Here is a 26,345-nt window from a genome sequence, read left to right on the forward strand (position 1 = left end):
TATGAAAAATGGAGTTACAGGAATTGGTGGTTTATTTTTTAAGAGTGAAAACCCTAAAGCATCCAAAGAATGGTACCAAAAACATTTAGGCTTTAATACAGATGATTATGGTTGTACTTTTTGGTCAAAAGATGTAGCTGGAAATGATTGCGCAACACAATGGAGTCCTTTTGAAGAAAAAACGGATTATTTTGAACCTTCAAAAAAAGACTTTATGTTTAATTATAGGGTTAAAAACTTAGTTGATTTATTAGTCGAACTTAAAAAAGAAGGTGTTACCATTATAGGAGAAATACAAGAGCTTGAATATGGTAAATTCGGTTGGGTTTTAGACAACGAAGGAAACAAAATTGAACTTTGGGAACCTATCGATTCAGTTTTTAAATAAAAACAGGGAATTATAATTCTAACTAAGAAAAAATCAAATCCCTTATTTCAAAAATTGTTGAGCAGATAGAATTACCATAATAAACATTTAACAAACGAAAAGAAACAAATAAAAACTTTAAATTAATGAAACTACTTTCTAACTACCCTACAGAGGTTTTAATACTTCTATTTTTAATAGTAACTTTTTTACAATCTGGAATTGACAAATTACTAGATTGGAAAGGAAATATTTCTTTTATCACAGGGCACTTCAAAAATTCACCATTAAAAAATGGTGTTCCCTTATTGCTCGCCATTATTTTAATTTTAGAAATAGTTGCTGGGTTTTTAATGCTATTCGGTGTTTATCAGTTATACACTTCTGGATTAAAAGAAATTGCTTTATTGGGAATAGAGCTTTGTGCCGTCACTTTAATTTTTTTGTTAATAGGACAACGTCTAGCAAAAGATTATGCAGGAGCAATGAGTTTAGCAGTCTATTTTATCATTACACTATTGGGTGTTTATTTACTAAATAGTTAAAACTTATTATTTACTACATCATCTATAAATATATTCTATAAGAAAACCTCTTAAAATAGTTGTTTTAAGAAGTTTTCTTTTTTTTTTAAGGTATTCTGTTGTTATTAAGCAATGCTTAAAACCTACCCTTTTTAAAATCGTTTTTTACTACTTTTTAAGTATATAAATCAAAGATGAATACTCTGTTGTTCTTTTTGCTTTTAAATTTGAAACAAAGCCTCTGTAAAAAGATTTTATAGGATTCATTTTTCCAGATTTATATTTCTCACTTAAAAGAGAAACATAATATGCATCAAATTTCATTGGAAGTGTTTTTTCAACCATCATATTAACTGCAGAAAATAATTTAGCAATAGATTCTTGAGAGAAATGCCACAAGTGTCTTGGTACATCAAAAGCGGCCCAAAACTCTTTGTAATAATTGGCATCATCACTTTTAAAGTTAGGCACTGCAATTATTAGTTTTCCATGATCAGCAAGCATGTTCTTTAAAATTGAAATGTACTCTGATAAATTTTCGACATGCTCTAAAACATGCCAAAGGGTTATTATTTCAAACTTATGACCTATAAGTTTTGATAAATCTTTTTGAAGTACAATTCCTTTTTTAGCTGCAATATTTCTTGCACCAGCATCTGGTTCTGTTCCAAAAACATTCCATGAATTGCTTTTACAAACTTTTAAAAAATCGCCTGTTCCTGCTCCAACATCTAAAATGTTTTTTTCAGGCCTAGATAAACTATCTTGATGAAGAAGACATTTACTTATTAATTTTAGCTTCCTTTTTAAGGTGATGTTTTTTACAAATTGATACACTTTATCAAACAATGATTTTTTAGAATCAGTGTGCGATATATAATCTTCACTTTTGTAGTATTTTTCTATATTTTCTGGGATAGGTTTTGTAACCAACATATCATACTCATCATTTAGCATTAGCTGGTAAACTTCAGCTGAAACTGTATGGTCTTTGCATTCTAAAAAAGGTTGAAGATTATTATAAAAATCGATATCTTTTGACATAAAAAACTGAATTGTTCCACGAGGAACATCTTAAAAAATTGTTGAAACTTAACGTCCCATATAAACTAGTAGAACAGAAATATCACTTGGTGAAACTCCGCTTATTCTGCTTGCTTGAGAAATAGAAGTTGGCTGAATTTTACTTAATTTTTCTCTAGCTTCAAAAGATAAAGATTGTAGCTTTTGATAATTAAAACTAGATGGTATTTTGACATTTTCCAACCTATTTAATTTATCAGCATTATTTTTTTCTTTATCAATATAACCAGAATATTTTAAGTGAATTTCAGCCTGTTCTATGATTTCTTTGTCAATGTCATTCTCTTCTAAAAATACACTTAACTTCTGAATATTCTTAAAATCAGAAAAATTTAATTGTGGTCTTGAAGCAATCTTAAACAACTTCATAGACTGATTAATAAGCGCCAACTTCTTTGCTTCTAAAATCGGATTTATCTCTTTCTGCTTTACACTTGTTTCGTTTAAAAACTTAACCAACAAATCCGTTTTTCGTTGCTTTTCAAGAACCCTATCCATTCTTTCTTTTGACGCCAAACCTAGTTCATAACCTATTGGCGTTAATCTTAAATCCGCATTATCTTGCCTCAAAAGCGTTCTATATTCCGCTCTTGAAGTAAACATTCTGTAAGGCTCTTCTGTCCCTTTTGTAATTAAATCATCAATTAAAACAGCAATATAAGCTTCATTTCTTTTTAACACAAAAGGTTCTTTTCCTTGTACTTTTAAGGCTGCATTTACACCAGCCATTAATCCTTGTGCCGCCGCCTCTTCATAACCGGTTGTTCCATTAATTTGTCCAGCAAAAAACAAATTTTCAATGAGCTTTGTTTCTAGCGAATGGGTTAGTTGTGTTGGTTGAAAAAAGTCATATTCTATAGCGTAACCGTAGCGCAAAAACTTTACGTTCTCAAAACCTTCTACAGCGCGAATTGCTTTATCTTGAATATCTTCAGGTAAGGAAGTTGAAAATCCATTTACATACATTTCTACCGTTGTCCAACCTTCTGGCTCTACAAAGATTTGGTGTCTTTCTTTGGCTGCAAAACGATCTACTTTATCTTCAACAGAAGGACAATACCTCGGTCCCGTAGACTGTATTCTACCATTAAACATTGGCGATCTATCAAACCCTTCTCGTAACAAATCATGCACCTTCGGATTTGTATACGTCAACCAGCAAGAACGTTGTTTTTGTAAAGAGCTTGTGGTTGGTAAATAAGAAAATTTTTCTGTAATTTCGTCTCCAGGCTGTTCTGTCATTTTAGAATAATCTAAAGACCTACCATCCACTCTTGGGGGTGTTCCTGTCTTCATCCTACCTGCCTCAAAACCTTTAGCAACCAACTCTTCCGTAATTCCTGTAGAAGCCCCTTCACCTGCTCTTCCTCCTCCAAAACTTTTATCACCAATATGAATTAATCCATTTAAAAATGTTCCGGCTGTTATAATAACAGTTTTTGATTTAATCTTTAATCCCAAAGAAGTTTTTACACCAATTATTTTATTGCCATCAAACAACAAACCGTTTACAGAGTCCTGATAAAAATCCACATTTTCTGTTTCCTCTAGCATGGTTCTCCAACACTCCGCAAACTGCATTCTGTCAGACTGTACTCTTGGACTCCACATAGCAGGACCTTTCGACTTGTTAAGCATCTTAAACTGTATTGCTGTCTTGTCTGTTACAATACCACTATATCCTCCTAAAGCGTCAATCTCTCTCACAATTTGACCCTTTGCAATCCCGCCCATTGCCGGATTACAACTCATCTGAGCGATATTTTGCAAATTCATTGTAATTAATAAGGTATGTGCTCCCATGTTTGCCGCAGCGGCAGCGGCTTCACTTCCTGCGTGGCCTCCACCCACTACAATCACATCGTATGTTGTTGAAAATAAACTCATTTTTCTATAGTTCCACGTGAAACTTTTATTTTATTTATCTGATTATCAAACACTTAAAATAGATAAAGCTCTATTTTCAGCACTCCTCATTTCTTTTTTATCTTCTTCAGACTTATCTTTAAAGCCTATATAATGCAAAACTCCATGAATCATTACCCGATGTATTTCTTCTTCGGACGAAACTTTAAAATCAGCCGCATTTTCCATTACTCTTTCCACAGAAATAAAAATATCCCCAGAAATTAATTTTCCTAAGGTATTATCGAAACTTATAACATCTGTTAAAGTATCGTGCTGTAAAAACTCTACATTTAATCGATGAAGATATGCATCATCACAAAAAATATAATTAATTTCTCCTATTTCAAAGCCTTTTTCTAAAACCACTTTTTCGATCCACTTTTCTGAAAGATTTTCATCTTTTAATTGAAACTCAGTTTCGTAATTAAATGCAATCATATTATTCTTTTTTTGTGTCAGAAAAATAAGCTCGAACTTTCTTTTTATAATTTTGCTGCAAAGGTAATGATTGTCTATTTAATATTTCAGTTTGATTATAAAACAGCTTTTTAAACTCAAGTGCTTTAATTTTATTCTTTTCATATTCCTTCTTATTGCCCGTAGATTTTCGCTTTTTATCTTTTCCTTGTTCTAGAGCAGCTTTATCTAACTTAAGTAACTCGTAATTCAATTGTTGCATTTTTTGAAGTGTGCCTGCATTAAAGCCTTTTTCTAAAATCTGATTTTCTAAATCTTCCATGGTTTTTAGTACCTTTTTATTAGCTGTATTTTCTCCAGACTTTCCTTCTTCACCCTCTTTTAATGCATCTTGAAGCTCCTGTCTTAACTGAGCTTGCTGCTTGAAAATTTCATACAATTCACCATCCAAGTCTTCATTCGAATTACCTTTACCTTCACCTTGTTTCTTTCCTCCCTCTCCAGATTTACCGCCTTGGCCCTCTTTGCCTTTCTCTCCTTTTTTTCCTGGTTTACCATTATTCTCAGGGTTTTCTCCTTCTTTCCCTTTTCCCTTTTTTTGTCCTTTTTTCACGCCCTCTTGCATTTTTTTTGACAAATCACCCTGCTTCTTTATCAAATCTGGTAAACTAAAACCTTGGCTATTACTCTTTTTACCTTTCCCCATTTTCATAGACGTGCTATTTTGCATACTATTTAGAATATTACTTAAATAATCTGCTAAATTATTAGTCGCAGTCAACACATAGCGTTGATTAGATACTCCTTGAGAAAACCTGTTCTCAGAAAAATTTTCTAGAGATTGATTTAAATTATAATGAACAGACGATAAGTCATCTTGAATTTTAGTCGATATTTTTGGAAGACGCATAGAAAGCACATACAAACTATCATCTATATGCTCAAAGTATGTTTTAATTCGATTTTGCTTTTTTAGATCTTTTCCAAAATCTGGATGAGAAGTAGAAGTTTCATTAAACTTTGTCATTAACTGCTCTTGTTCAAAAGAAAAAACAACCAAGTTTTCTAGCAACTTACGCAAATCATCCATGTTTTCCTCCATAGACTCTCCCTCCATCTCAAGCATTGCTTTTTGCATTTTAGCGCTCATCTCTTTCATTTTTTTAGAGGATTGCTTCTGACTTTTCTTAGCTTCAGATTGTTTTTGATTTTGTAATTCTTCTTCCGATTTCTTTAACTCCTTATCAATTTCATCCTCCTCGTCTTCAACATCTGGCAATTCCATAGGTTCTTTTAGCTTATCATTGTCTTTACCAAGCTCCTCTAACTCTTTTTTAATTTCATTAAACTTATTTTTAATTTCCTTCTGAGCTTCTAAAGTGTTTTTTACTCTCTTTTCCAAAACTTCTTGCTCTTTCGATAATTCTTCAATCTTACTGGCAATCTGCATGGTTTTTTGTTCTACATAAAAACGTTTTACCAACTCTAACATTTTTTCTAAACTACGCTGTTGTTGTTTGTTTTGTTGTGCTAATTCCTTTGCTTTCTTAACTAAATCTTCTTTATTTAATTTTTCCGCTATCTTTTGAATTTCATCTAACAACTTCTGTTGTTTTTCTAGTTTTTTTAATTCTTTTATACGCTCCCTTAAATCCTCTTTTTTCTCCTGTAAATTATCATTTTCTTCTTTCTTTTCGTCAAGATTTTCTTGCAGCTTATCAGTCTGACGCTGCATCATTTTTTTGTATTGTTGTTGGCGTTTAATAAAATTTTCTATTTTCTTTTTATCGTTCCAATTTATGCTCTTTTTATTCTGTAAATCTTGTTGAATAGTTTCTAACTGAACTTGCTCCTTTTTTTGTTTTTGAATAGAATTCTCTAAATCATTAATCGTATATTTTTGCTCTTTCAACAGCTCCTCCTCGACTTCTTTCTCTGTTTTTTTCCTATACTTAAAAACATTGCTTTTCGCACTCTTATTTCCATTTACTGCATCATTATCAAACACCTGAAAATACATTTCATAGTTCAATCCTTTTTGCAAGTTTAATCCATCAGGAAGTTGATAAAAAAATGTTTGAATACTTTCTTTTGTTATTGGAATGTCAAAAATCTGTGTTTGTTCCGAATTTTCTTCATCATAATAAATCAACTGTAGTTTTTTCAACCCATAATCATCAGAGATCTGACCAGCAAATTGCGCTGTTCCTCGTGAAATACTGTCAATATTTGAATTCACAGAAATTAATGGATATTCGTCCTTTATAACATCCACGCTAAACTGTAATTTTTCATAATCATATAAATTTTTATTAGATGACGAAATTTGATAATTCAATGCAGTTTTGATTTTTTTTGTGTACTCAAAATTACCGTTAGAAGTGTTTTTAAAATAAACTCTTTTTTGATCGTTGCTAAAAGCTAATGAATCTGTTTGTATTGTTTGTACTCGCCAGGTAATTAAAGTACCTTCTGGTACGGTCAAATTTCCAGAATTTTTAATAATTTCATTTCCTCTACCCAGATAATTAGGATACTTTATTTTTAAAGAAATATTTTGTATTGTCGGAGTTCCAATAACGTTAATTTGATAATTTTGAGACTGAACTCCATTGGCTTCTATGTAGAAGTTTATAGGTTCTTGTACATCCGAAAACAGGTAAGAAAAAGTGCTATTTCCTTTATTTTCTAAATAATACTGTTGGTTTTTAAAAATAATTTTAGCTTCATTAGGTACTGTATTTCCTACTGTTTTTACCGATATTCTAATAGGCTTTCCTTGTATGACTTGCAAATCAGAATTCACTAAAAAAAAAGAAAAAGGTGCAGGTGGAATATACGATGTTCTATGATGCACAACACGATTTAAACTCTGTGTAAGTGATTCATTAACCCCTGTGAATAAACTAATTACCCAAATCAAAAAAGGAATAATTGCGAGTTTTAAATATTTTTTATTTTGTTTAAAGTCAATGGCTTTTACAAACGATATTGGTGCTAATTCTTTCGATTTTTGGTTGATACTTCCCAAGATTAAATCCGACTCACCGGAATTTTCATTTAACTGTAAAACGTTTAACAACTTGTCTTGTACCTCAGGAAAATGATTTCCAATAATTTTAGATGATTCTTGCAACGAAATACCTTTTCTAAAACCAATTAATTTAGAAACTGGAAAAACTATAAATTTAATCAATAGAAAAACTTCAACACAAACAAATAACCAGAACAAAACAGTTCTTGCCCCAGGTTTTAACCACAAAAAATACTCTAAAAACAAAATGAAAAAAAGATATAAAAACCCTAACGAAAGAAAGAAAATAGTCCCTTTTATTAATTCATTGATGTAATATTTCCTGGTAAATTGATTTAATTTTAAGGCAATATTTTTGTATCCATTCATAATTAACTAATAAAAATAAGGTTTTTGCAGTAACTTGCAGTAAAATATTTGTTAAATCGAATTGTAAGTATTTTCAATTTAAAACAACTAAAAGTTTATAAGATCAATTTCATGAAAAATTTTATTAATATTTGGATAATCTTTATTAGTCTTACTGCTTTTTCTCAAAGTCCTTGGACCAAAGAAAAAGGAGAGTTTTATACACAACTTTCGTTTACAACAATACCTAATTATAATACTTTATTTGGAAATCCTGATAATACTCTAAATGGAGAAATATCTGATAATACTATTCAATTTTATGGTGAATATGGTTTATCTAACACTACTACTTTAATACTAAACTTACCTTATAAATATATTACTCTAAATAATTATTTAAACCCTGCTATAGATTGTATCGGAGATTGTTCTAAAGACGATAATACATTCGCTTTGGGTAATGTAGAAATTGGCATTAAACACAACTTTTCTAAAAAAAAGTGGATTATTTCTGGCCAATTTTCTGTGGAGGCAAATACAGGTGCTTTTGAGGTTGCTTCAGGAATAAGAACTGGTTATGATGCCTTTACTTTTACGCCGCTTTTCTTAGCCGGAAAAAGCTTCAGAAAATCTTATTTACAAACTTTCGTTGGAACTAGAATCCGAACAAATAACTATAGTTCTAACTTTAAAATTGGTGGCGAATATGGAGGTAAAGTGACTAAAAATATTTGGTTAATTGGTTTTTTAGATATTGAAAAATCTTTTAAAAATGGTAGTATTGTTTTACCTCCTTCAAATAGAGCTACAGGGTTGTATGTAAATAATCAAGAATATGGTGTATTTGGTGTTAAAGCAATTGGAGAATTTTCTAATAACTTTGGAATGACGGCAAGTTTACCTGCTGCATTTTTTGGAAATAATGTTGCACAACAAATCGCTTTTTCTTTTGGATTTTATCATAAATTCTGAAGAAACCTGATTGCAACTAATTACTCAAAAGCCTTTTATTAAAGCCTTTTTTTTATGCTTTTAGAAAAGTATCTTTGCAACTTTAAAATCAATAAAAAATGGAATCTAATGTTCGTGTTCGCTTTGCACCAAGTCCCACAGGGCCTTTACATATTGGTGGTGTAAGAACAGCTTTATACAATTATTTATTTGCTAAAAAACACAATGGAACTTTCGTCTTAAGAATAGAAGACACAGACCAAACACGTTATGTAGCAAATGCAGAACAATATATTATAGACTCCTTAGAATGGTGTAAAATCCCATTTGATGAAGGTCCAGGAAAAAATGAAAAATTTGGTCCTTACAGGCAATCTGAACGCAAAGAATTATATAAAAAATATGCCGATATTTTATTAAATTCTGGTTGGGCATATTATGCTTTTGATACTTCAGAAGAATTAGACGCGCACAGAAAAGGACATGAAACAAAAGGAAAAACCTTTATCTATAATTGGCATAACAGAGAAAAAGGACGTTTAGTTAATTCTTTAGTTTTAACAGATGCTGAGGTAAAAGCGAAGATAACTGCTGGAGAAAATTATGTAATCCGTTTTAAAACTCCCCAAGATGAAATTTTACGAATGGAAGATGAAATTCGTGGAAATATTACCATCGACACCAATACTTTAGATGATAAAATTTTATTTAAAAGTGATGGAATGCCAACCTATCATTTAGCTAATATTGTTGATGATCATTTAATGGAAATTAGTCATGTAATTCGTGGTGAAGAGTGGTTGCCGTCAATGCCTTTACATATTTTATTATACCGCGCTTTTGGTTGGAATTCTCCAAAATTTGCTCATTTACCATTGATTTTAAAACCCGTTGGAAAAGGGAAACTAAGCAAAAGAGATGGCGACAAATTAGGATTTCCGGTGTTTCCTTTAGCATACACAAATGAGGGTTCTAATGATGTCTCTCGTGGCTATAAAGAAGATGGTTATTTTGCAGACGGTTTTATAAATATGTTAGCTTTATTAGGATGGAATCCCGGAACAGAACAAGAAATATTCTCTTTAGAAGAATTAGTGCAATCATTTGATTTAAATAGAGTTAGCAAGTCTGGAGCAAAGTTTAATCCTGATAAAACAAATTGGTTTCAACAACAATATATGCAAGCTAAAGAAGATTCAGAAATAGCGGATACATATTGTGCAATTCTTGAAGAAAAAGGAATTTATAAGGACAAATATTTCGTTAAAAAAGTAGTCTCTTCAATTAAGGAAAGAGCAATTTTTGTGACTGATTTTTGGGATTTATCTTCATTCTTTTTTGAAGCTCCGAAAGAATATGACGCAAAAGCTTCAAAGAAAAATTGGAAGGAAGGAACACCTGAGTTAATGAATGAGTTAATCGAAGTTCTTAATAACATTCAAGATTTTTCATCAAAAAATACGGAGACAAAAATTAAAGAATGGATTACCCAAAAAGGTATTGGCTTTGGTAAAGTAATGCAACCTTTAAGATTATCTCTAGTAGGCGCTTTAAAAGGGCCTCACTTGTTTGACATCATAGAAATGATTGGTAAAGAAGCAACTATAAAAAGATTAGAAAACGCAATTTTAAAATTATAATTATGATAAAAAAAATAGTATTACTTTTAATTTTAAGTTTTGCATTTACAGCTAATGCTCAATTTGGAAACGGACAAAGAAATGGACAAAGACAGCAGCGTCAAGGACCAATGACACCATCTGCTCAAAAAGCTCCAAAACCCAATTTTAAAGTAGAAAAATATATTGGAATTGTAGTTTATGACGTCAAAAAAGCAGCAAAAAAATCAAGCATAAAATTATCCTCTAAAGAAGGAAAAGAATTTTCAAAAATATTAACGAAATACAATAAAGATATTAAGGATATTAAAAGAATTAATAGTTTTTTACTCCGAAACACAAAAGAGATGGTTGAAAATTATCAAAAAAAAGCTATGAAAAGCGGTGATTTTTCAAACCAAGTTAAGATTCAAAAACAAATGAACGAAAGTTTAAAACCAATTGGGAATGCAATCAAGGAAGAGGACAAAAAATTGGATAAAAAAATGACCGTTTTACTTTCTGAAAAACAATATAAAAAGTGGATTAAGTACAACAAAAAAAAATACAAGGTTTTTCCTAAAGAAAAAGAAGAATAGCCTTTAAAATAGCATCAAATAAAACCTTTAAAATTTAGATTTTAGAGGTTTTTTTTATAAAAAATGTAACATTTTTAGAAAAATACGTCTAATAAGTAACAGCTAAAGTTCAGTATCTTTACGTAAATCAATTATTAATTTCTAAATAATCAATTATGTTACCTATGACACCTATTATTATTGCACTCCTTGTACTTATTATTTTTGCATCTTTTTTTACGGTTAAACAACAAACAGCCGCTATTATAGAACGCTTTGGTAGATTTAACGCTATTAGACAATCTGGTTTACGTTTAAAAATTCCTTTTGTAGATCGAATTGCAGGAAAATTGAGTTTAAAAATTCAACAATTAGATGTAATCATTGAGACTAAAACTTTGGATGATGTTTTTGTAAAACTAAAAGTTTCTGTGCAATATAAAGTAATTTATGAAAAAGTATATGATGCCTTTTATAAGTTAGATTACCCACATGATCAAATAACTTCTTATGTTTTTGATGTTGTAAGAGCTGAAGTTCCAAAAATGAAATTAGATGATGTTTTTGTAAAGAAAGATGATATTGCAATTGCTGTAAAATCAGAGTTAAATGAAGCAATGATGACCTATGGTTACGATATTATTAAAACCTTAGTAACCGATATTGATCCAGATGGTCAGGTAAAAGAAGCAATGAACAGAATTAATGCTTCTGAAAGAGAAAAAGTTGCTGCCCAATATGAAGGAGATGCTCAACGTATCTTAATTGTGGAGCGTGCAAAAGCAGAAGCAGAAAGTAAGCGCCTACAAGGACAAGGTATTGCCGACCAAAGACGTGAAATTGCACGTGGTTTAGAAGAGTCTGTAGAGGTTTTAAATAAAGTAGGTATCAATAGTCAAGAAGCCTCTGCTTTAATTGTAGTTACGCAACATTATGACACTTTACAGTCTATTGGTCAACAAACAAATAGTAATTTAATCTTATTACCTAACTCACCTCAGGCGGGTAGTACAATGTTAAATGACATGGTTGCAAGTTTTACTGCAAGTAATCAAATTGGTGAAGCAATGAAAAACCAAAAACCTAAAGAGAAAAAATAGGTTTTACATTTGTAATTAAAAATAAGTTTAAACTAAAAAAGCTCAATTTACAATGTAAATTGAGCTTTTTATTTTATGAAAAAATTATTTTTTTTCTTCTAACTTTTCTTCAGACTCTTCTTTAGTAGCCTTCTTAAACTCTTTAATTCCGCCACCTAAACCTTTCATCAGTTCTGGTATTTTTTTACCTCCAAACATTAACAAAACCAACGCAACAATAATTGCTATTTGCCAAGGTCCAACCATCCCTAAATATATTGATAAACTAATCATAAGTTTTAAATTTTAATGATACAAAGATACAAAAAGGATTTTATTAATCTCTTTTTTGAATAATACCTCCAATAACTTTTTTATCCTTTACAACTTTTGGATTTCCTTTATAAAAAATCGAACCACCAAAACTAACTTTTGCATTTAATATTTCGCCAGCTAAAACCTCGGCTTTTGCACCTGTACCCGCTTTAACCATAGAATTTACTTTAGAGTTTAAAGCAAATCCATTGTAAACACCATATAAATCTACATCAACATTCTGATTTTTTGCAGTCCCTGTTAACTTAATAACACCTCCAGAAGAAGCTCTCACCTCCAAATATTCTACTTTTACAACTAAATTTATAAAAGCTCTTTCTTGAGAGTTTACCTCTAAATTATCCTGAGAAATTTCTTTTCCCGTAATGGTAGAACCCTCGTTTGCATCAATGACAGTAATATTATTATTGTGATATAACCTTATTAAAACCTTACCTCCTGCAGCATTATTTTCTGGTTTCAAAGAAAAGGGTAATGATAACTTTAAGGTGTTATTTACATTCTTAACTTTAACTATTTCAGACTTTTCACCTGCAATTTCTAATTTGTGTTCTTTAGACTTTATCAACTCTACTTCTATACCGTTATATACTTTTAACGTAGAATAGTCTCCTAATTTTTTAGTAATTACTTTTTGTGCTAAAGCATTAAAACTAAATAATAATACACATATATAAATTGTTTTCTTCATCATTTTAAAATTTGATTATACTACTTAAATTAATAAGCATATCACTATAAAGATTTTTTTAATCTTTTATTGTGGCAAAAATAATAAAGTTATTAATCTTCAATCAAATTAAAGTCTAAATGTTTCCGTTCTAAATCTGTATGTTTTACTTTTATTTTAACATCATCTCCCAATTGATAAAGGTGTTTGGTAGATTGACCAACAATTGCATATTGTTTTTCATCAAAAATATAATAATCGCTTTTTATATCTCTAATTCTAACCATTCCTTCACATTTATTAGATTTAATTTCTACATAAATTCCCCATTCTGTAACACCTGTAATTACACCTTCAAAAACTTCGTCTTTATGATCTTGCATGTATTTTACTTGCATATACTTAATAGATGATCTTTCTGCTTTCGAAGCTAATTCCTCTCTATTTGATGAATGTTTACACTTTTCTTCGTACGAATTCGCTTTTGGCGCATCTCCGCCGTTTAAATAGTGTTGTAATAATCGATGTGTCATAACATCTGGATAACGTCTTATTGGTGATGTAAAGTGGCTGTAATAATCAAAAGCTAAACCGTAGTGCCCAATATTTTGAGTGGTGTAGACAGCTTTAGACATTGTTCTAATAGTTAAGGTTTCAATCATGTTAGATTCTGCTTTACCGTGAACATCACTTAACAACTGATTTAAAGAGTCTGAAGTAGTTTCTTTTGTATCTGTATTAATTTTATAACCAAATTTACGAATCATATTTTGTAAAGAAGCTAATTTTTCAACGTCAGGCTCGTCATGAACTCTATAAATAAAAGTTTTGTTCGTTGCTTTTCCCTTAGAAAAACCAATAAACTCAGCAACTTTTCTATTTGCCAATAACATAAATTCTTCAATTAATTTATTAGCATCTTTAGACTCTTTAAAGAAGACGCCAACAGGATTAGCTTCTTCATCTAAATTAAACTTTACCTCTACCCTATCAAAAGAAATAGCCCCTTCTTTCATTCTTTTTTTACGAAGAATTTTAGCTAATTCATCCAACTTTAAAGTAGCTTCTACAATTTCTGGAGTAACTTCATATTCTTTATCAATAATAGAAATATCAGAAGGCATAGTATACGACTGAATAGTGTCAGATAATTTGCAGTTCTCTATAATAGATTGTGCTTCCTCATAAGCAAAACGTTGGTCTGAATAGGTTACTGTTCTTCCAAACCATTCGTTTATAATTTGTGCTTTTTCATTTACTTCAAACACAGCAGAAAAAGTTAATTTTTCTTCGTTTGGTCGTAAAGAACAAACCCCGTTACTTAACATTTCTGGTAACATAGGTACCACTCTATCCACTAAATAAACAGATGTTGCTCTTTTATAAGCCTCATCATCTAAAATAGTTTTAGGTTCTAAATAATGTGAAACATCTGCAATATGAATTCCTATTTCATAATTGCCATTTTCTAATTTTGTAAATGACAATGCATCATCAAAATCTTTTGCATCTTTAGGGTCTATTGTAAAGGTTAAATCTTTACGCATGTCTCTACGTTTAGAGATCTCTTGTTTTGTAATTTCTATCGATAAATTTTCTGCTTCCTTTTCTACTTCAGGTTCAAATTCAAAAGGTAAATCATATTCCAACAAAATAGAATGCATTTCTGTATTGTGATCACCAGGTTTTCCTAAGACTTTTGTTATTTTACCAAACGGATTTTTAGAATTCTTAGGCCAATCAGAAATTGTTGCTTGTACTTTATCACCGTCTTCTGCACCATTCATTTTATTTTCTGATATAAAAATATCTGCGTACATTTTATGATTGTCTGGAATTACAAAACCAAAATTTTTATTTTTATTCTTTTGTAAAACGCCTACAAATTCAGTTTTTGCACGTTCTAAAATTTCAACAACCTCTCCTTCTAATTTCTTTCCACTTCGTCTCTTATAGATAAATGCTTTCACTGTATCTTGGTGTAAACCCTTTCCAAGGTTAATATTTGGGATAAAAATATCATCTTCATAATCATCTGTTACAAAATACCCATTTCCATTTGAAGTTACATCTAGTGTGCCAATAGAATATTTTCTATCCACGTTTACTTGAAATTTACCTCTTTCTACTTCTTTTATTTGCTTTGTCGCAGCTAATTCTGCTAATTTCTTGATTATCTGATTTTTCCCATCAGTATCAGAAATTTTTAATTTTGCAGCAATTTGTTTATGGTTGTAAAACTTTTCGCTGTCTTCATTTAAAACTTTAAATATATTTCTAGTCAAATCTTTTACGACATTACCTTTCTTTTTAAATATTCTTTTATTCTTTTTTGTCATTAATTCTTACTTCTTATTATGTGTTACTAAAATACAATTATTTACTGTGATTATATATTAAAAAACAGTTATCAATCTATTATTGTATTTTGGCTTTTTATAAATTATTATTTATGTCTAATCCTTGGTTTATCATTGCGAACCCTATTGCAGGAAATCGGAAATTTTCTATACAGTGGAAGGAAATTCAGCAATTACTTAACAACAAGAATATAGACTATTCTTTTGCTTTTACACAGTTTTCTAAACACGAAATTGAATTGGCACAAAACGCTATTCAACAAGGTTTTAGAAATATTATTTCGGTTGGTGGAGATGGAACGCTACATCATGTAGTTAACGGAATAATGCTGCAAAGATACGTAAAAACTTCTGATATAACTATTGGAGTGATTCCTTTAGGAACTGGAAACGATTGGATTAAAACGTATAACATACCTAACGATGTAGAGAAAGCGATAGAAATCATACATCATAAGAAAACAATTCTACAAGATATTGGTGTTATAAAAACCAAAAATAAAAGTAAAACTTACTTTAATAATGTTGCGGGTTTAGGTTATGACGGATACATTGTTCATAAACTAAAAACACTAAAACATTTTGGCTCTATTGCTTATTTATTAAGCGGATTGGCGGGTTTATTTTTTTATAAAAAAACTGTATTTAAAATTACTTTTAATAATAAATCAATAGAAACTAATTGTTTAATGGCTTTGATTGGAATTTGTAAATTTTCTGGAGGCGGAATGCAATTTACAAAAGATGTAAATACTACTGATGGTTTGTTTGATATTACGATTGCTAAAAATTTAAATATTTTTGACTTAATCTGTAATATTAAAAAATTATATAACGGACATATTGTGTATCATAAAAAAATAGAAACTTATAAAACCAAACTAATAACTGTAATTCCGAAAACTTCAAAAGCTTATATTCAAGCAGATGGGGAATTAATTGGAACTGGTAAAGTTTCTTTTCAAATTATTTCAAGAGCAATAAATTTCGTGATTTATTCAAAATAACGCCTTTATTTATTTATTTTCATAGCAAGAAATTAAAAAAGTGTAATTAAATTGCAGAATATTTAATTTCTTTTTTTGGACACTCTTAAGATTTTATGACACATAAATGTTTAAAAAAAACCTTTTATACTTCCCACTCTTTTTTTCACTTGTATCTTACAGTCAAACAGAAAGAACTATTTCTGGAATTGTAAAAAATAAAGCAAATAATACAGAATTAATACGTCTTTATAATAAGAACACCTAATTATTAAGATGAAACATCTACGTAAAATTATAGCTTTGTTCGCTTTTATATTCCTTACAGGTATTTTAATTACTGTAATTACTAAAAACACTTCTTTAAATAAAAGCGAAATTACAAATGAAACTGTAGAGCTTTAAAAGGACACTATTTACCTTTAAAAAGTAGAAAAGAAAACAGTTTAGTTACTTCTTACTTTACTAAAGTATTTTTATTTCTTTTCTTAAATCTAACGATTACTTTAATTTAAAAAAAACTTAAAATTTTACTGTTACCAACAGTTATCAACATTCTATAGAATAATCATTTTTCTTTTATAAATTTTTAAAAAACAATGATGTTTATAATAGTCTGTGAATAGCTACTATAAAATTTTAGTTTTTTATTTTAATATATCACTTATTAAAAACCATCTACATTTTATAAGGTACTTAAAAGCTTAAAAATCAATTAAAATTTAGAGTTATTAACAATAGTTATAAACAGTAATTAACCTAAAATTCTTAATATTTAATAAACTAATCTATGTAAATAAATTGTAAAATTTATGTTGATAACCTTTTATGAAAAACTCATAAAAAAAGTTGTGTATATGCATCTACTCCTTGTATTGTAATTTATTTTCAATCTACCTAAAAAACTTATAAAACTTTGCATATACTTCTTAACATTTAGATAACATAGCTAAAGAGTTAAAAATTAAATAGTTATTAAAAAACCTATTTTTTTGATTGTTTATAACTGTTGATTAGTGTTAGTTTCTGTATTTTTGTAAAGACAACTAAATTAAAATCAATCTATTATGACAATTGCCATTGGTAACGACCACGCAGGAACTTTATATAAATTCGAAATTATAAAACATTTAGAAGAAAAAGGGTATAAAGTTTTAAATTTTGGAACGGATACAAATGATTCTATGGATTATCCAGATGCGATTCATCCAACTGCAGATGCTGTAGAAACTGGTAAAGCTAAATTAGGTATTATTCTTTGCGGAAGCGGAAACGGTGCGCAAATGACAGCAAACAAACACCAAGGAATAAGAGCTGCACTTTGTTGGAACAACGAATTAGTTGCATTAACAAGACAACATAATAATGCAAATGTTCTAACAATTCCTGCTCGTTTTGTTTCTTTACAACAAGCTATTGGTTTTGTGGATATTTTTCTTTCAACAGAATTTGAAGGTGGAAGACACGGAACAAGAGTTAATAAAATTTCTTGTGCTGGTTAAATTCACTATTCTTAAATAAGTATCTTTAATTGTAATATAAATATAAATCAAACCTGAATTCGGGTACTTTTAATAAATTTTAAAAATGAATTTCGTTACAAAATCCTTTTCAGAATTAACAACAACAGAACTCTATAAAATTCTTCAATTACGTTCTGAAGTTTTTGTAGTTGAGCAAGATTGTGTGTATCAGGATTTAGATTTTAAAGATCAAAAATCTTTACATGTTTTTGGTTTTAAAAATGATAACATTATTGCCTATACAAGAATTTTTAAACCGGGGGACTATTTTGATAATGCAAGTATCGGTAGAGTAGTCGTTGCTGATACTGAACGTAAATTTGGTTACGGTCATGATGTTATAAAAGCTTCTATAAATGCTATAAAAACTCATTTTAATGTTGATAAAATCACTATTTCTGCTCAAAAATATTTAAATTTTTTTTATGAATCTCATAACTTTATTCAAATAGGAGAGGAGTATTTAGAGGACGGCATTCCGCATATAAGAATGGATAGAAATTAATTTTTATTCCTTATGAAGGTTAGATAAAATAGTCAACCTCAAGAACTCCGCCTACTGCTAGGTCATCTAATTTTATTTTATCAATTCTAACACGAATTAAACGTAATGTTGGAAAACCAACAGCAGCAGTCATTTTTCGAACTTGTCTAAATTTTCCTTCTCTAATGATAATAGCAACCCAGCTAGTAGGTCCATGTCTTGCATCTCTAATTTTTTGACTTCTTAACGGAAATTTTGGATTCTTAATTATAGAAGCCTTACCCGGTTTTGTCATATATTTTTTTCCATCAAAACCAATTTCTACACCAGTTTTTAGTTTCTCTATAGCTTCTTGATTTATAAGCCCATCAACTTGTACGTAATATTCTTTTTCATATTTACTACTTCTAATTTCTTCGGAAACTTTACCATCCGTAGTTAAAAAAAGTAGTCCTTCTGATGCAACATCTAAACGACCAATAGCCATAGTTTTTATAGGAAAATCATATAATTCTCCTAATAATTTTTTCTTCCGCTTTGCGGGATTTACAAATTGAGAAATCATTCCCCAAGGTTTGTGAATTATAAAATGGCGGTGTTTTTTTATCAACTTATAAGACTTTAATTTCTATAGAAAATTTATTTTTTCCTTCGGATAAACTCATATTTTCTTCCGAGAATTTTTGATCTGTATAAGAAGTATATTGTGTAATTGGTTCAATACAAAGCATGTTGTTAACCTCTGTCCAAAGCATAAAATTATCAAAACCTTGGGTAGAAATTTCTAAATCCTTTTTATTTTTATTTTTTAATACAATTTTATCAGAATTTATTACTGGAAAAGCATTTGAACCCGCCTTAAAAATATCCTTTAATGTAATTTCTAAATCTTTAGATTCTAAAGTTTCTTTTCCAGAGTTAGAGAGTAAAAAAGCGGGATGGTACCCTAACATAAAAGGCATTCCTTTTTCAGAATTGATTATAAAATCAATTTTTAAAATATTATTTTCCAACCTAAAATTCTTTTCAAAAGAAAAGTCAAAAGGCCAATGTAAATTTTCTTCAGAAGATTTTATTGGAAATTTACTATTTTTAATAGGTGTATTTTTTTTATACTTTTTAATGAAATTAGCACTGTTTTTATTACTAGCTATTAAAGTATAATCGAGTTCACGTAATAAACCATGTTGATCTTGAATTGCATCACCTTTTTTGGTATGAACCCTAAAATTATTTTTAGAAGTTGGCCCAATAATAGGAAACATTTCATCGTCAGAATTTCGCCAACCCTTATTTCCTTTTTGATGAATGTATTCTTGATTTTCTTTTTGAAAACTTACTAGCTCACCCGAATCAATTATAACTTCACTGTTTTTGTTTTTTAAGAAAACTTTAGAAATCATTATTTTATAAATTTCCAGTAAAAATAGGATAAAAATGTAATTTATTTTTTAGGAAAAAGGATTTATATTTTCGTAACTTGTGACACTTATTTAAAAACAAAATTAGGAAGATTTATGGCAGCAGATAAAGAAAAACTAGCAAAACTAAAAGCATTACAACTTACCTTAGATAAGTTAGATAAAACTTACGGAAAAGGTGCTGTAATGAAGCTTGGTGACGTAGTTACTGAAGATATAGATGCAATTTCATCTGGCTCTTTAGGTTTAGATTTAGCATTAGGAGTTGGTGGTTATCCAAGAGGAAGGGTTATCGAAATTTACGGTCCAGAATCTTCTGGTAAAACTACATTAACATTACATGCAATTGCAGAAGCTCAAAAAGCAGGCGGAATTGCTGCTTTTATTGATGCAGAACATGCATTTGATAAATTTTACGCACAAAATTTAGGTGTAGATATAGATAATTTAATTATTTCTCAACCAGATCACGGTGAGCAAGCTTTAGAAATTGCAGAAAACTTAATTCGTTCTGGTGCAATAGATATCGTTGTAATAGATTCTGTGGCAGCTTTAACGCCAAAAGCCGAAATTGAAGGTGAAATGGGAGATTCTAAAATGGGTCTTCACGCACGTTTAATGTCGCAAGCATTGCGTAAATTAACAGGTACTATCTCCAAAACAAAGTGTACTGTTATTTTTATCAATCAATTAAGAGAAAAAATAGGAGTAATGTTTGGGAACCCAGAGACTACAACCGGTGGAAATGCATTAAAATTTTATGCTTCTGTGCGTTTAGATATAAGAAGGAGAACACAAATTAAAGATGGAGACAGAGTTATTGGAAACAGTACGAAAGTTAAAATTGTTAAAAATAAAGTTGCACCACCTTTCCAAATTACAGAATTTGATATTATGTATGGACAAGGAATTTCTAAAGTTGGAGAGATTTTAGATATTGGTGTAGAATTAGGTATCGTAAAGAAAAGTGGCTCTTGGTTTAGTTATGGTGAAACGAAATTAGGCCAAGGTAGAGATGCTGTAAAGGGATTGATTAAAGACAATCCAGAACTAGCAGAAGAATTAGAAGGAAAAATAAAAGAAGCTATTGATAATCAAGATTAAGTTTTAAAAGTTCTAATTATCATTTAAAGCTGCTATAGAAATAATCAATCTATAGCAGCTTTTTAAATTTAAATTATGATTAAAGTAACAGAAAACATACAATTAAAGAAAGTTTTGAATTCAGATGCTGAGACTCTTTTTAAATTGATGAAGGAAATTTACCCTCCAGCTTACAGTCATTTTTGGATTGATAAAGGAGATTGGTACATAAACACTCACTACGCTAAAGAAAATATTTTAAGAGAGTTATTAGAAGAAAACTCAGATAATTATTTTATTATTTTTAAGGACAGTATTATTGGAAATTTTAGAATAATATGGGATGAGAAACTAACTGGTTTAACCCATGAAAAACAAGTAAAATTGCACAGAGTATATCTACACCAAAAAACACAAGGAAAAGGAATTGGTAAAAAACTTATGGCTTGGTTAGAAAATAAAGCAAAACAAAAAAGTTATGAAATTATTTGGTTAGACGCAATGAATGAGCAACAACAATCTTTTCAGTTTTATAAAAAACTAGGTTATAAATATCATTCTCATATTTTTTTACCTTTTGATTTATTACATGAAGCAGTTAGAAAAATGAATCAATTGTATAAAGTAATTTAAACACCGGTACTTCCAAAACCTCCAGAACCACGTTCAGTTTCATTTAAAACCTCAACTTCTTTCCAAGTTACACGTTCATGTTTTGCAATCACTAATTGTGCAACTCTTTCGCCATCATTAACTTCAAATTCTTCATTTGATAAATTAACTAGAATTACCCCAATTTCACCTCTGTAATCAGCATCTACAGTTCCTGGAGAATTTAAAACAGTAATTCCTTTTTTAGCGGCCAAACCACTTCTAGGTCTTACTTGTGCTTCAAAACCAGCAGGTAAAGCTATAAATAAACCTGTTTTTACAATGGTTCTTTCTAAAGGTTTAAGAAGAATAGACTCACTAATATTCGCTCTTAAATCCATTCCAGCGGCCCCATCAGTTTCATAAATAGGAGTTGCGTGTTTAGATTTATTTATAATTTGTACGTTCATGTATGAATAAATTGCTAGATATTTTTTAAAAAATACTTAAAATAGGATTGTATTTGATACAAATATAATAAATCAGTTAAGGTTTCTTTATAAGTTAATTGTTTTCTTACATTTGAAATTTAAATTTTAAGAAATGAGTGAACATCATAAGATTGCAGTATTAGGTGGAGGAAGTTGGGCAACAGCAATTGTTAAAATGTTGATAGAAAATACAGAAACTGTTGGGTGGTATATGAGAAGCGCCCCGGCAATAGCTTATATTAAAGAAAATCATCACAATCCAAAATATTTACGTTCTGCCGAGTTAGATCCAAAACACTTAGATTTATCTAACGACATTAATTATATGATTACTAATTATAGTGTTTTAATTTTTGCAATTCCTTCCGCTTTTTTAATAAGTGAATTAGATAAATTAAACGAATCTTTAGAAAACAAAACTATTTTTTCTGCAATTAAAGGCATCGTTCCGGAAACAGGTTTAATTGTTGGTGAGCACTTTCATAAAAAACACAATATTCCTCTAGAAAATATTGGTGTAATTACAGGTCCTTGTCATGCAGAAGAGGTTGCAATGGAGCGTTTATCATACTTAACAATTGCGTGTCAAGATGAAAATAAAGCCAAAATAATGGCAGACTCTTTAAATAGTTGGTATATAAACACCAAGATTTCTGATGATATTATTGGTACAGAATACGCTGCAGTGTTAAAAAATATTTATGCAATTGCTGCTGGTATTGCTCATGGCTTAGGTTATGGAGATAATTTCCAAGCCGTCTTAATTAGCAATGCAATTCGTGAAATGAAACGCTTTATAAAAAAAGTACATAAAATGAAACGTAACATTAATGATTCTGCTTATTTAGGTGATTTATTAGTAACTGGGTATTCAACATTTAGCAGAAATAGACAGTTTGGAAATATGATTGGTAAAGGATACACGGTTAAATCTGCTCAATTAGAAATGAGTATGATTGCTGAGGGCTATTATGCAACTAAAAGCGCTTTTAATATTAAAGAAGAGAAAGGAACAAAAACACCAATTATAGATGCGGTTTATAATGTTTTATATGCCGAAAGAGATCCTAAAAAAGAATTTAAAAAGTTGACAAATAAGTTGGATTAATTGTTTAATTTTGAACAATTAATTATGTTTTTAAACTTTTACTATGAAAACAATACAAGAGGTTGTAGAAAGTACCATTAGAAAAACACCATTTATTGAAGAAGCTCTAAATGAAAAGTTGATTAATGTCTCTTCTTTAGCAAGAATTATTTTACCAGAAGTTTCACAAACTTTAAAAAAAGACGTTAAAGTTGGAGCGGTAATGATGGCTATCAATAGGCTTTCACCGGCAAGTGAATTACGTATTAGAAAAAATATTAAAAAGTTAGCTTTAGATCTAGGCGATGTAATTGTCCGTTCTGATTTGTGTGATTTCACTTTTAAGAATACTCCTTCGTTATTGCGTGAAATTGCTAAAATATTAACAAAATGTGCAGAAAATTCTGATTATTTTTTAACTGTCTCTCAGGGAATTTTTGAAACAAATATTGTTACTAGTAAAAACTTAAGACCTTTTGTTGAAGAAATATTTGAGCAAGAATATTTAATAAACAGTGTTTTAGAACTAGCATCAATTACGATAAAGTTGCCAAAAGAAAATTTAGAACAATCAGGTATTTACTACTTTATTTTAAAGCAATTAGCTTGGGCAGATATTCCGTTACAAGAAATTATTTCTACTACAAATGAAATGACAATTGTTGTAAAAGAAAAAGATATCAATCAAACCTTTGCTATTTTAATGGATATGAAATTAAATTAAAAAATGGCTAAAAACGATCCGTATGCAGCCTTAAGAATAAAGGAATTTAATATTTTTTTATTGGTGAGATTTCTATTAGTATTTGGTTGGTCTATGCAATTTATTGTAATCGAATGGCAAGTTTATAGCCTCACAAAAGACCCATTATCACTAGGTATCATAGGTTTAATGGAAATTATTCCTGCTTTTTCTATGGCGTTATTTGCAGGTCACATTGTAGATCAAAAAGAAAAAAGAAATTTGTTAGCAATTTGTACTGGTGCTTTTTCATTAATTAGTCTAGGGTTATTTTTATTAACCTCTAAGAACATTGTTGGTAGTTGGTCTACAAATTCAATTCTTTATTCAATTTATGGTTTTGTTTTCTTTGGTGGCTTTTTACGTTCATTTTTTGGGCCTACAATTTTCTCTTTAGTGGCTTTAATTGTGCCTAAAAAAATATACCATAATGCAGCAACATGGAGTACAAGTACATGGAAAACAGCCTCAGTTTCAGGAGCGCTTTTTGGTGGTTTTTTAATTAGTTGGATAGGTGTTGACAAGACCCTATGTTTAGTTTTTATTCTTGTAATTTTATCACTTATTATTCTTTTTCAAATTAAAAAGCAGCCTATTTTAAACACAAAAATTGGTGAGCCAATTATGCAAAGCTTAAAAGTTGGCGTGCAATTTGTATTTCAAAATAAAGCAATTTTAGGAACTTTATCGTTAGATATGATTGCTGTTTTATTTGGAGGAACTGTTGCAATTTTATCAGTATTTGCTCAAGATATTTTAAAAGTTGGCCCTGAAGGTTTCGGTGTTTTAAATGCATCCATTTCTATGGGAAGTATCCTTACTATGTTTTTAACAACTTACATTCCAATTAATAGAAATACAGGGAAAAAGATGCTGATTTCTGTTTTCATTTTTGGAGTAAGTATTATTGCCTTTGGATTGTCATCTATTTTTTGGGTAAGTATTTTAGCGCTATTTATAAGTGGTGCAGCAGACGGAATTTCTATGGTAATTCGTCAAACGATTCTACAATTAAAAACGCCTGATGAAATGAGGGGTAGAGTTTCTTCTGTAAATTCAATGTTTGTTGGTTCTTCTAATGAATTAGGTGCCTTTGAAAGTGGTTTAGCTGCTAAAATATTAGGCCCTGTTTTAGCAGTAGTTTTTGGCGGATCCATGACTTTAATTACGGTAATTGCTACTGGAGCCCTAAGTCCAACGATAAGAAACTTAGATTTAACGGAAGATATTAAAAAACATGAAAAAGAAGAGTAATCTTCAAATTTTGATGCATAGAGAATAAAATATTTCATGAAAAAAATTTGCACCCTTTTTTTTTTAATTTGTTCATCAGTCAGTTTTTCACAAAAAATTAAATTAAAAGTTTTAGATGTTGACACAAATACAGCTATTGAGAGAGCTCATGTTTTTTTTGCAAATAAAACGACATATACAAACGAAAAAGGGGAGTTCTCTATACAACTAAATAAAAAAAAGAGCATTACCTTTTCTGTTTCTCATCTCAAATATGAAACAAAAGAAATTGTTTATAACAAAAACAGTCCGACTTTAATAATTTTTCTAAGGGAAAAACAAGAAACCTTGGCGGGTATAAAAATTAATGTAAACAGGAAACTTAAAAACACAATCCATTTTAGCAAATTACAAGATTTACCGAGGGCCGTTTATTCTTTTGGATCTATTATAATCGATTTTAAAATTTATATTTTTGGAGGAGATGCTTCAAGTCTTTACGAAAAAAACAAAGAGGGATTGAGTCAGATTCAGTTCAGTGATGAAGCAGAAATAATGAAATTCTTAACAAAGCCAAAGCCTATTAGTTTTCATAATTATTCAGGAGACATCCAGTTGTATGATATTAATACAAAAGAATGGCAAATTAAAAAAGCCAAAACGATAAAAAGAGCTTACCATAACGTAATTTGTTACAAGGATACTGTTCTTATAATTGGAGGCAAAAAAATGTCTAAAAATAAGACAAGAGAATTACTTGCAAATCAAATAGAACACCTTTCTTTAAAAGATTTATCGATAAAGAAAGATGAAGTAAACCCTCATCAAGCGGTAGATTTTGGTTCAGTACTTTATGATGATAAAGTATTAGTTTTTGGAGGCTCTATTAAGCAATATGAAAACGGAAAAGTTAAGCTTTCAGATGATATACATTTTTACGATTTAAAAACTGGTTATTGGTATTTACTATCTAAAATGTCTAAAGGAAAAGAAGTTACAGGTATTGTTTTCGATCATAAATTATACCTGTTTGGTGGTTACAATAGAAAAAATTTAACAGAAATTGAATCATTTAATTTAAAAACCGGAAAGTGGAAAAAAGAAGGAGACCTTTTTAGAGGGATGAAAAAACCTGCGATTACAAAAGATGAAGAATTTATTTATCTATATGAAGATGGAAAATTTATAACCTTTAATCCTAAAAAAAGAGTCCTTAAAGAATACAAAATAGATTTAAATTTAGAAGATTTGGGCATGCATTTTCTAAATGAACAAATCTATCTTATTGGAGGTTTTCAAGTAGAAGAATTTAGAAAATTTCCTTCAAATGGTTTTTATAGTTTAAATGTTTTAGAGTTTTTTAATACGAGACCTATTAATGTTAAGAAAATTTAAGTTTGTTAGTCTAATACTTTAAACGTTGAGATAAAAATTTAATTAAAAAAAAC

At 29.6% G+C, this 26,345-nt stretch carries 25 protein-coding genes; 15 read left to right on the forward strand and 10 right to left on the reverse strand.

The window, feature by feature from the left end; translation table 11 throughout:
• Position 1: 1 nt before the first annotated feature.
• Together ATE90_RS12665 and ATE90_RS12670 are read left to right on the forward strand one after the other, a co-directional pair.
• Positions 2–388, forward strand: coding sequence for a VOC family protein (locus ATE90_RS12665; protein ID WP_036784536.1), 387 nt, complete (start codon positions 2–4; stop codon positions 386–388).
• A gap of 125 nt (positions 389–513) precedes the next feature.
• Positions 514–912: a DoxX family membrane protein gene (locus ATE90_RS12670; protein WP_036784538.1), complete on the forward strand. Its 399-nt coding sequence runs from the start codon at positions 514–516 to the stop codon at positions 910–912.
• A 147-nt stretch (positions 913–1,059) separates the two neighbouring features.
• Here the strand turns inward: ATE90_RS12670 and ATE90_RS12675 are convergent, their stop codons facing one another.
• The 4 genes from ATE90_RS12675 to ATE90_RS12690 are packed head-to-tail and all read right to left on the reverse strand — an operon-like array spanning position 1,060 to position 7,702.
• On the reverse strand, positions 1,060–1,935 hold the full coding sequence (locus ATE90_RS12675; protein ID WP_036784541.1) for a class I SAM-dependent methyltransferase: 876 nt from the start codon (positions 1,933–1,935) through the stop codon (positions 1,060–1,062).
• 48 nt (positions 1,936–1,983) lie between these two features.
• Positions 1,984–3,861, reverse strand: a complete 1,878-nt coding sequence (mnmG, locus tag ATE90_RS12680; protein ID WP_101451472.1) for a tRNA uridine-5-carboxymethylaminomethyl(34) synthesis enzyme MnmG — start codon at positions 3,859–3,861, stop codon at positions 1,984–1,986.
• Between the two features lie 45 nt (positions 3,862–3,906).
• Positions 3,907–4,320, reverse strand: coding sequence for an rRNA maturation RNase YbeY (ybeY, locus tag ATE90_RS12685; RefSeq protein WP_036784547.1), 414 nt, complete (start codon positions 4,318–4,320; stop codon positions 3,907–3,909).
• 1 nt (position 4,321) lies between these two features.
• Positions 4,322–7,702 carry a DUF4175 family protein gene (locus tag ATE90_RS12690; RefSeq protein ID WP_036784548.1) on the reverse strand — a complete coding sequence of 1,127 codons (3,381 nt, stop codon included), beginning with the start codon at positions 7,700–7,702 and terminating at the stop codon, positions 4,322–4,324.
• A gap of 111 nt (positions 7,703–7,813) precedes the next feature.
• Between ATE90_RS12690 and ATE90_RS12695 the strand changes: the two genes are divergently transcribed.
• From ATE90_RS12695 to ATE90_RS12710, 4 genes are all read left to right on the forward strand, one after another.
• Complete coding sequence (locus ATE90_RS12695) at positions 7,814–8,656, forward strand: hypothetical protein (protein WP_036784550.1); 843 nt, start codon at positions 7,814–7,816, stop codon at positions 8,654–8,656.
• A 98-nt stretch (positions 8,657–8,754) separates the two neighbouring features.
• Entirely contained in the window at positions 8,755–10,275 is a 1,521-nt protein-coding gene (gene gltX / locus ATE90_RS12700; protein ID WP_101451473.1) for a glutamate--tRNA ligase, read from the forward strand.
• A 2-nt stretch (positions 10,276–10,277) separates the two neighbouring features.
• Complete coding sequence (locus ATE90_RS12705; protein WP_231960028.1) at positions 10,278–10,832, forward strand: hypothetical protein; 555 nt, start codon at positions 10,278–10,280, stop codon at positions 10,830–10,832.
• 155 nt (positions 10,833–10,987) lie between these two features.
• Complete coding sequence (locus ATE90_RS12710) at positions 10,988–11,911, forward strand: SPFH domain-containing protein (protein WP_036784556.1); 924 nt, start codon at positions 10,988–10,990, stop codon at positions 11,909–11,911.
• 84 nt (positions 11,912–11,995) lie between these two features.
• Here ATE90_RS12710 and ATE90_RS12715 read toward each other — a convergent pair whose 3' ends face one another.
• The 3 genes from ATE90_RS12715 to rnr all read right to left on the reverse strand — a co-directional run bounded on the left by ATE90_RS12715 (position 11,996) and on the right by rnr (position 15,235).
• Positions 11,996–12,184, reverse strand: coding sequence for a Sec-independent protein translocase subunit TatA/TatB (locus tag ATE90_RS12715; protein WP_091952333.1), 189 nt, complete (start codon positions 12,182–12,184; stop codon positions 11,996–11,998).
• A gap of 43 nt (positions 12,185–12,227) precedes the next feature.
• Complete coding sequence (locus ATE90_RS12720; RefSeq protein WP_036784560.1) at positions 12,228–12,917, reverse strand: head GIN domain-containing protein; 690 nt, start codon at positions 12,915–12,917, stop codon at positions 12,228–12,230.
• 92 nt (positions 12,918–13,009) lie between these two features.
• On the reverse strand, positions 13,010–15,235 hold the full coding sequence (rnr, locus tag ATE90_RS12725) for a ribonuclease R (RefSeq protein ID WP_036784563.1): 2,226 nt from the start codon (positions 15,233–15,235) through the stop codon (positions 13,010–13,012).
• Between the two features lie 113 nt (positions 15,236–15,348).
• On the opposite strand from rnr, the gene ATE90_RS12730 reads away from it, so the two are divergent.
• From ATE90_RS12730 to ATE90_RS12740, 3 genes are all read left to right on the forward strand, one after another.
• Positions 15,349–16,263 (forward strand): diacylglycerol/lipid kinase family protein, encoded by a 915-nt coding sequence (locus ATE90_RS12730; RefSeq protein WP_036784566.1) that lies wholly within the window; start codon positions 15,349–15,351, stop codon positions 16,261–16,263.
• A gap of 1,046 nt (positions 16,264–17,309) precedes the next feature.
• Positions 17,310–17,744 (forward strand): ribose 5-phosphate isomerase B, encoded by a 435-nt coding sequence (rpiB, locus tag ATE90_RS12735; RefSeq protein WP_036784569.1) that lies wholly within the window; start codon positions 17,310–17,312, stop codon positions 17,742–17,744.
• Between the two features lie 85 nt (positions 17,745–17,829).
• Positions 17,830–18,270, forward strand: a complete 441-nt coding sequence (locus tag ATE90_RS12740; protein ID WP_036784572.1) for a GNAT family N-acetyltransferase — start codon at positions 17,830–17,832, stop codon at positions 18,268–18,270.
• A gap of 19 nt (positions 18,271–18,289) precedes the next feature.
• On the opposite strand, the gene ATE90_RS12745 is transcribed toward ATE90_RS12740, so the two are convergent.
• On the reverse strand, positions 18,290–18,856 hold the full coding sequence (locus ATE90_RS12745) for a pseudouridine synthase (RefSeq protein ID WP_297798695.1): 567 nt from the start codon (positions 18,854–18,856) through the stop codon (positions 18,290–18,292).
• 4 nt (positions 18,857–18,860) lie between these two features.
• Complete coding sequence (locus tag ATE90_RS12750; RefSeq protein WP_036784575.1) at positions 18,861–19,652, reverse strand: aldose 1-epimerase; 792 nt, start codon at positions 19,650–19,652, stop codon at positions 18,861–18,863.
• Between the two features lie 114 nt (positions 19,653–19,766).
• On the opposite strand from ATE90_RS12750, the gene recA reads away from it, so the two are divergent.
• Complete coding sequence (gene recA / locus ATE90_RS12755; protein WP_036784578.1) at positions 19,767–20,774, forward strand: recombinase RecA; 1,008 nt, start codon at positions 19,767–19,769, stop codon at positions 20,772–20,774.
• Positions 20,775–20,849: 75 nt separating this feature from the next.
• Positions 20,850–21,386, forward strand: a complete 537-nt coding sequence (locus ATE90_RS12760; RefSeq protein WP_036784582.1) for a GNAT family N-acetyltransferase — start codon at positions 20,850–20,852, stop codon at positions 21,384–21,386.
• Here ATE90_RS12760 and dut read toward each other — a convergent pair.
• Positions 21,383–21,814: a dUTP diphosphatase gene (dut, locus tag ATE90_RS12765; protein WP_036784584.1), complete on the reverse strand. Its 432-nt coding sequence runs from the start codon at positions 21,812–21,814 to the stop codon at positions 21,383–21,385. The two genes, ATE90_RS12760 and dut, sit on opposite strands and share 4 nt — an antisense overlap.
• Positions 21,815–21,947: 133 nt before the next feature.
• Here dut and ATE90_RS12770 point away from each other — a divergent pair, with 133 nt between their 5' ends.
• Genes ATE90_RS12770 through ATE90_RS12785 form a run of 4 tightly spaced genes read left to right on the forward strand, consistent with a single transcriptional unit; the run spans position 21,948 to position 26,292 of the window.
• Positions 21,948–22,943, forward strand: a complete 996-nt coding sequence (locus tag ATE90_RS12770) for an NAD(P)H-dependent glycerol-3-phosphate dehydrogenase (RefSeq protein WP_036784587.1) — start codon at positions 21,948–21,950, stop codon at positions 22,941–22,943.
• Between the two features lie 43 nt (positions 22,944–22,986).
• A complete protein-coding gene (locus tag ATE90_RS12775) occupies positions 22,987–23,646 on the forward strand; it encodes a hypothetical protein (RefSeq protein WP_036784590.1) in 660 nt (219 codons plus the stop codon).
• Positions 23,647–23,649: 3 nt separating this feature from the next.
• The gene (locus ATE90_RS12780; RefSeq protein WP_036784593.1) at positions 23,650–24,918 is read left to right on the forward strand and encodes an MFS transporter; all 1,269 of its coding nucleotides are present in this window, start codon (positions 23,650–23,652) and stop codon (positions 24,916–24,918) included.
• Between the two features lie 36 nt (positions 24,919–24,954).
• Positions 24,955–26,292: a Kelch repeat-containing protein gene (locus ATE90_RS12785; RefSeq protein WP_101451474.1), complete on the forward strand. Its 1,338-nt coding sequence runs from the start codon at positions 24,955–24,957 to the stop codon at positions 26,290–26,292.
• Positions 26,293–26,345: the final 53 nt, after the last annotated feature.

It is taken from the genome of Polaribacter sp. Hel1_33_96, assembly GCF_002846595.1.
Classification (GTDB): Bacteria; Bacteroidota; Bacteroidia; order Flavobacteriales; family Flavobacteriaceae; genus Polaribacter.

Bases quoted from the DNA above. Each gene is read 5' to 3' on its own strand.
- ATE90_RS12665 (WP_036784536.1), top strand. From the start codon at position 2: ATGAAAAATGGAGTTACAGGAATTGGTGGTTTATTTTTTAAGAGTGAA.
- ATE90_RS12670 (WP_036784538.1), top strand. From the start codon at position 514: ATGAAACTACTTTCTAACTACCCTACAGAGGTTTTAATACTTCTATTT.
- ATE90_RS12675 (WP_036784541.1), bottom strand. From the start codon at position 1,935: ATGTCAAAAGATATCGATTTTTATAATAATCTTCAACCTTTTTTAGAA.
- mnmG (WP_101451472.1), bottom strand. From the start codon at position 3,861: ATGAGTTTATTTTCAACAACATACGATGTGATTGTAGTGGGTGGAGGC.
- ybeY (WP_036784547.1), bottom strand. From the start codon at position 4,320: ATGATTGCATTTAATTACGAAACTGAGTTTCAATTAAAAGATGAAAAT.
- ATE90_RS12690 (WP_036784548.1), bottom strand. From the start codon at position 7,702: ATGAATGGATACAAAAATATTGCCTTAAAATTAAATCAATTTACCAGG.
- ATE90_RS12695 (WP_036784550.1), top strand. From the start codon at position 7,814: ATGAAAAATTTTATTAATATTTGGATAATCTTTATTAGTCTTACTGCT.
- gltX (WP_101451473.1), top strand. From the start codon at position 8,755: ATGGAATCTAATGTTCGTGTTCGCTTTGCACCAAGTCCCACAGGGCCT.
- ATE90_RS12705 (WP_231960028.1), top strand. From the start codon at position 10,278: ATGATAAAAAAAATAGTATTACTTTTAATTTTAAGTTTTGCATTTACA.
- ATE90_RS12710 (WP_036784556.1), top strand. From the start codon at position 10,988: ATGTTACCTATGACACCTATTATTATTGCACTCCTTGTACTTATTATT.
- ATE90_RS12715 (WP_091952333.1), bottom strand. From the start codon at position 12,184: ATGATTAGTTTATCAATATATTTAGGGATGGTTGGACCTTGGCAAATA.
- ATE90_RS12720 (WP_036784560.1), bottom strand. From the start codon at position 12,917: ATGAAGAAAACAATTTATATATGTGTATTATTATTTAGTTTTAATGCT.
- rnr (WP_036784563.1), bottom strand. From the start codon at position 15,235: ATGACAAAAAAGAATAAAAGAATATTTAAAAAGAAAGGTAATGTCGTA.
- ATE90_RS12730 (WP_036784566.1), top strand. From the start codon at position 15,349: ATGTCTAATCCTTGGTTTATCATTGCGAACCCTATTGCAGGAAATCGG.
- rpiB (WP_036784569.1), top strand. From the start codon at position 17,310: ATGACAATTGCCATTGGTAACGACCACGCAGGAACTTTATATAAATTC.
- ATE90_RS12740 (WP_036784572.1), top strand. From the start codon at position 17,830: ATGAATTTCGTTACAAAATCCTTTTCAGAATTAACAACAACAGAACTC.
- ATE90_RS12750 (WP_036784575.1), bottom strand. From the start codon at position 19,652: ATGATTTCTAAAGTTTTCTTAAAAAACAAAAACAGTGAAGTTATAATT.
- recA (WP_036784578.1), top strand. From the start codon at position 19,767: ATGGCAGCAGATAAAGAAAAACTAGCAAAACTAAAAGCATTACAACTT.
- ATE90_RS12760 (WP_036784582.1), top strand. From the start codon at position 20,850: ATGATTAAAGTAACAGAAAACATACAATTAAAGAAAGTTTTGAATTCA.
- dut (WP_036784584.1), bottom strand. From the start codon at position 21,814: ATGAACGTACAAATTATAAATAAATCTAAACACGCAACTCCTATTTAT.
- ATE90_RS12770 (WP_036784587.1), top strand. From the start codon at position 21,948: ATGAGTGAACATCATAAGATTGCAGTATTAGGTGGAGGAAGTTGGGCA.
- ATE90_RS12775 (WP_036784590.1), top strand. From the start codon at position 22,987: ATGAAAACAATACAAGAGGTTGTAGAAAGTACCATTAGAAAAACACCA.
- ATE90_RS12780 (WP_036784593.1), top strand. From the start codon at position 23,650: ATGGCTAAAAACGATCCGTATGCAGCCTTAAGAATAAAGGAATTTAAT.
- ATE90_RS12785 (WP_101451474.1), top strand. From the start codon at position 24,955: ATGAAAAAAATTTGCACCCTTTTTTTTTTAATTTGTTCATCAGTCAGT.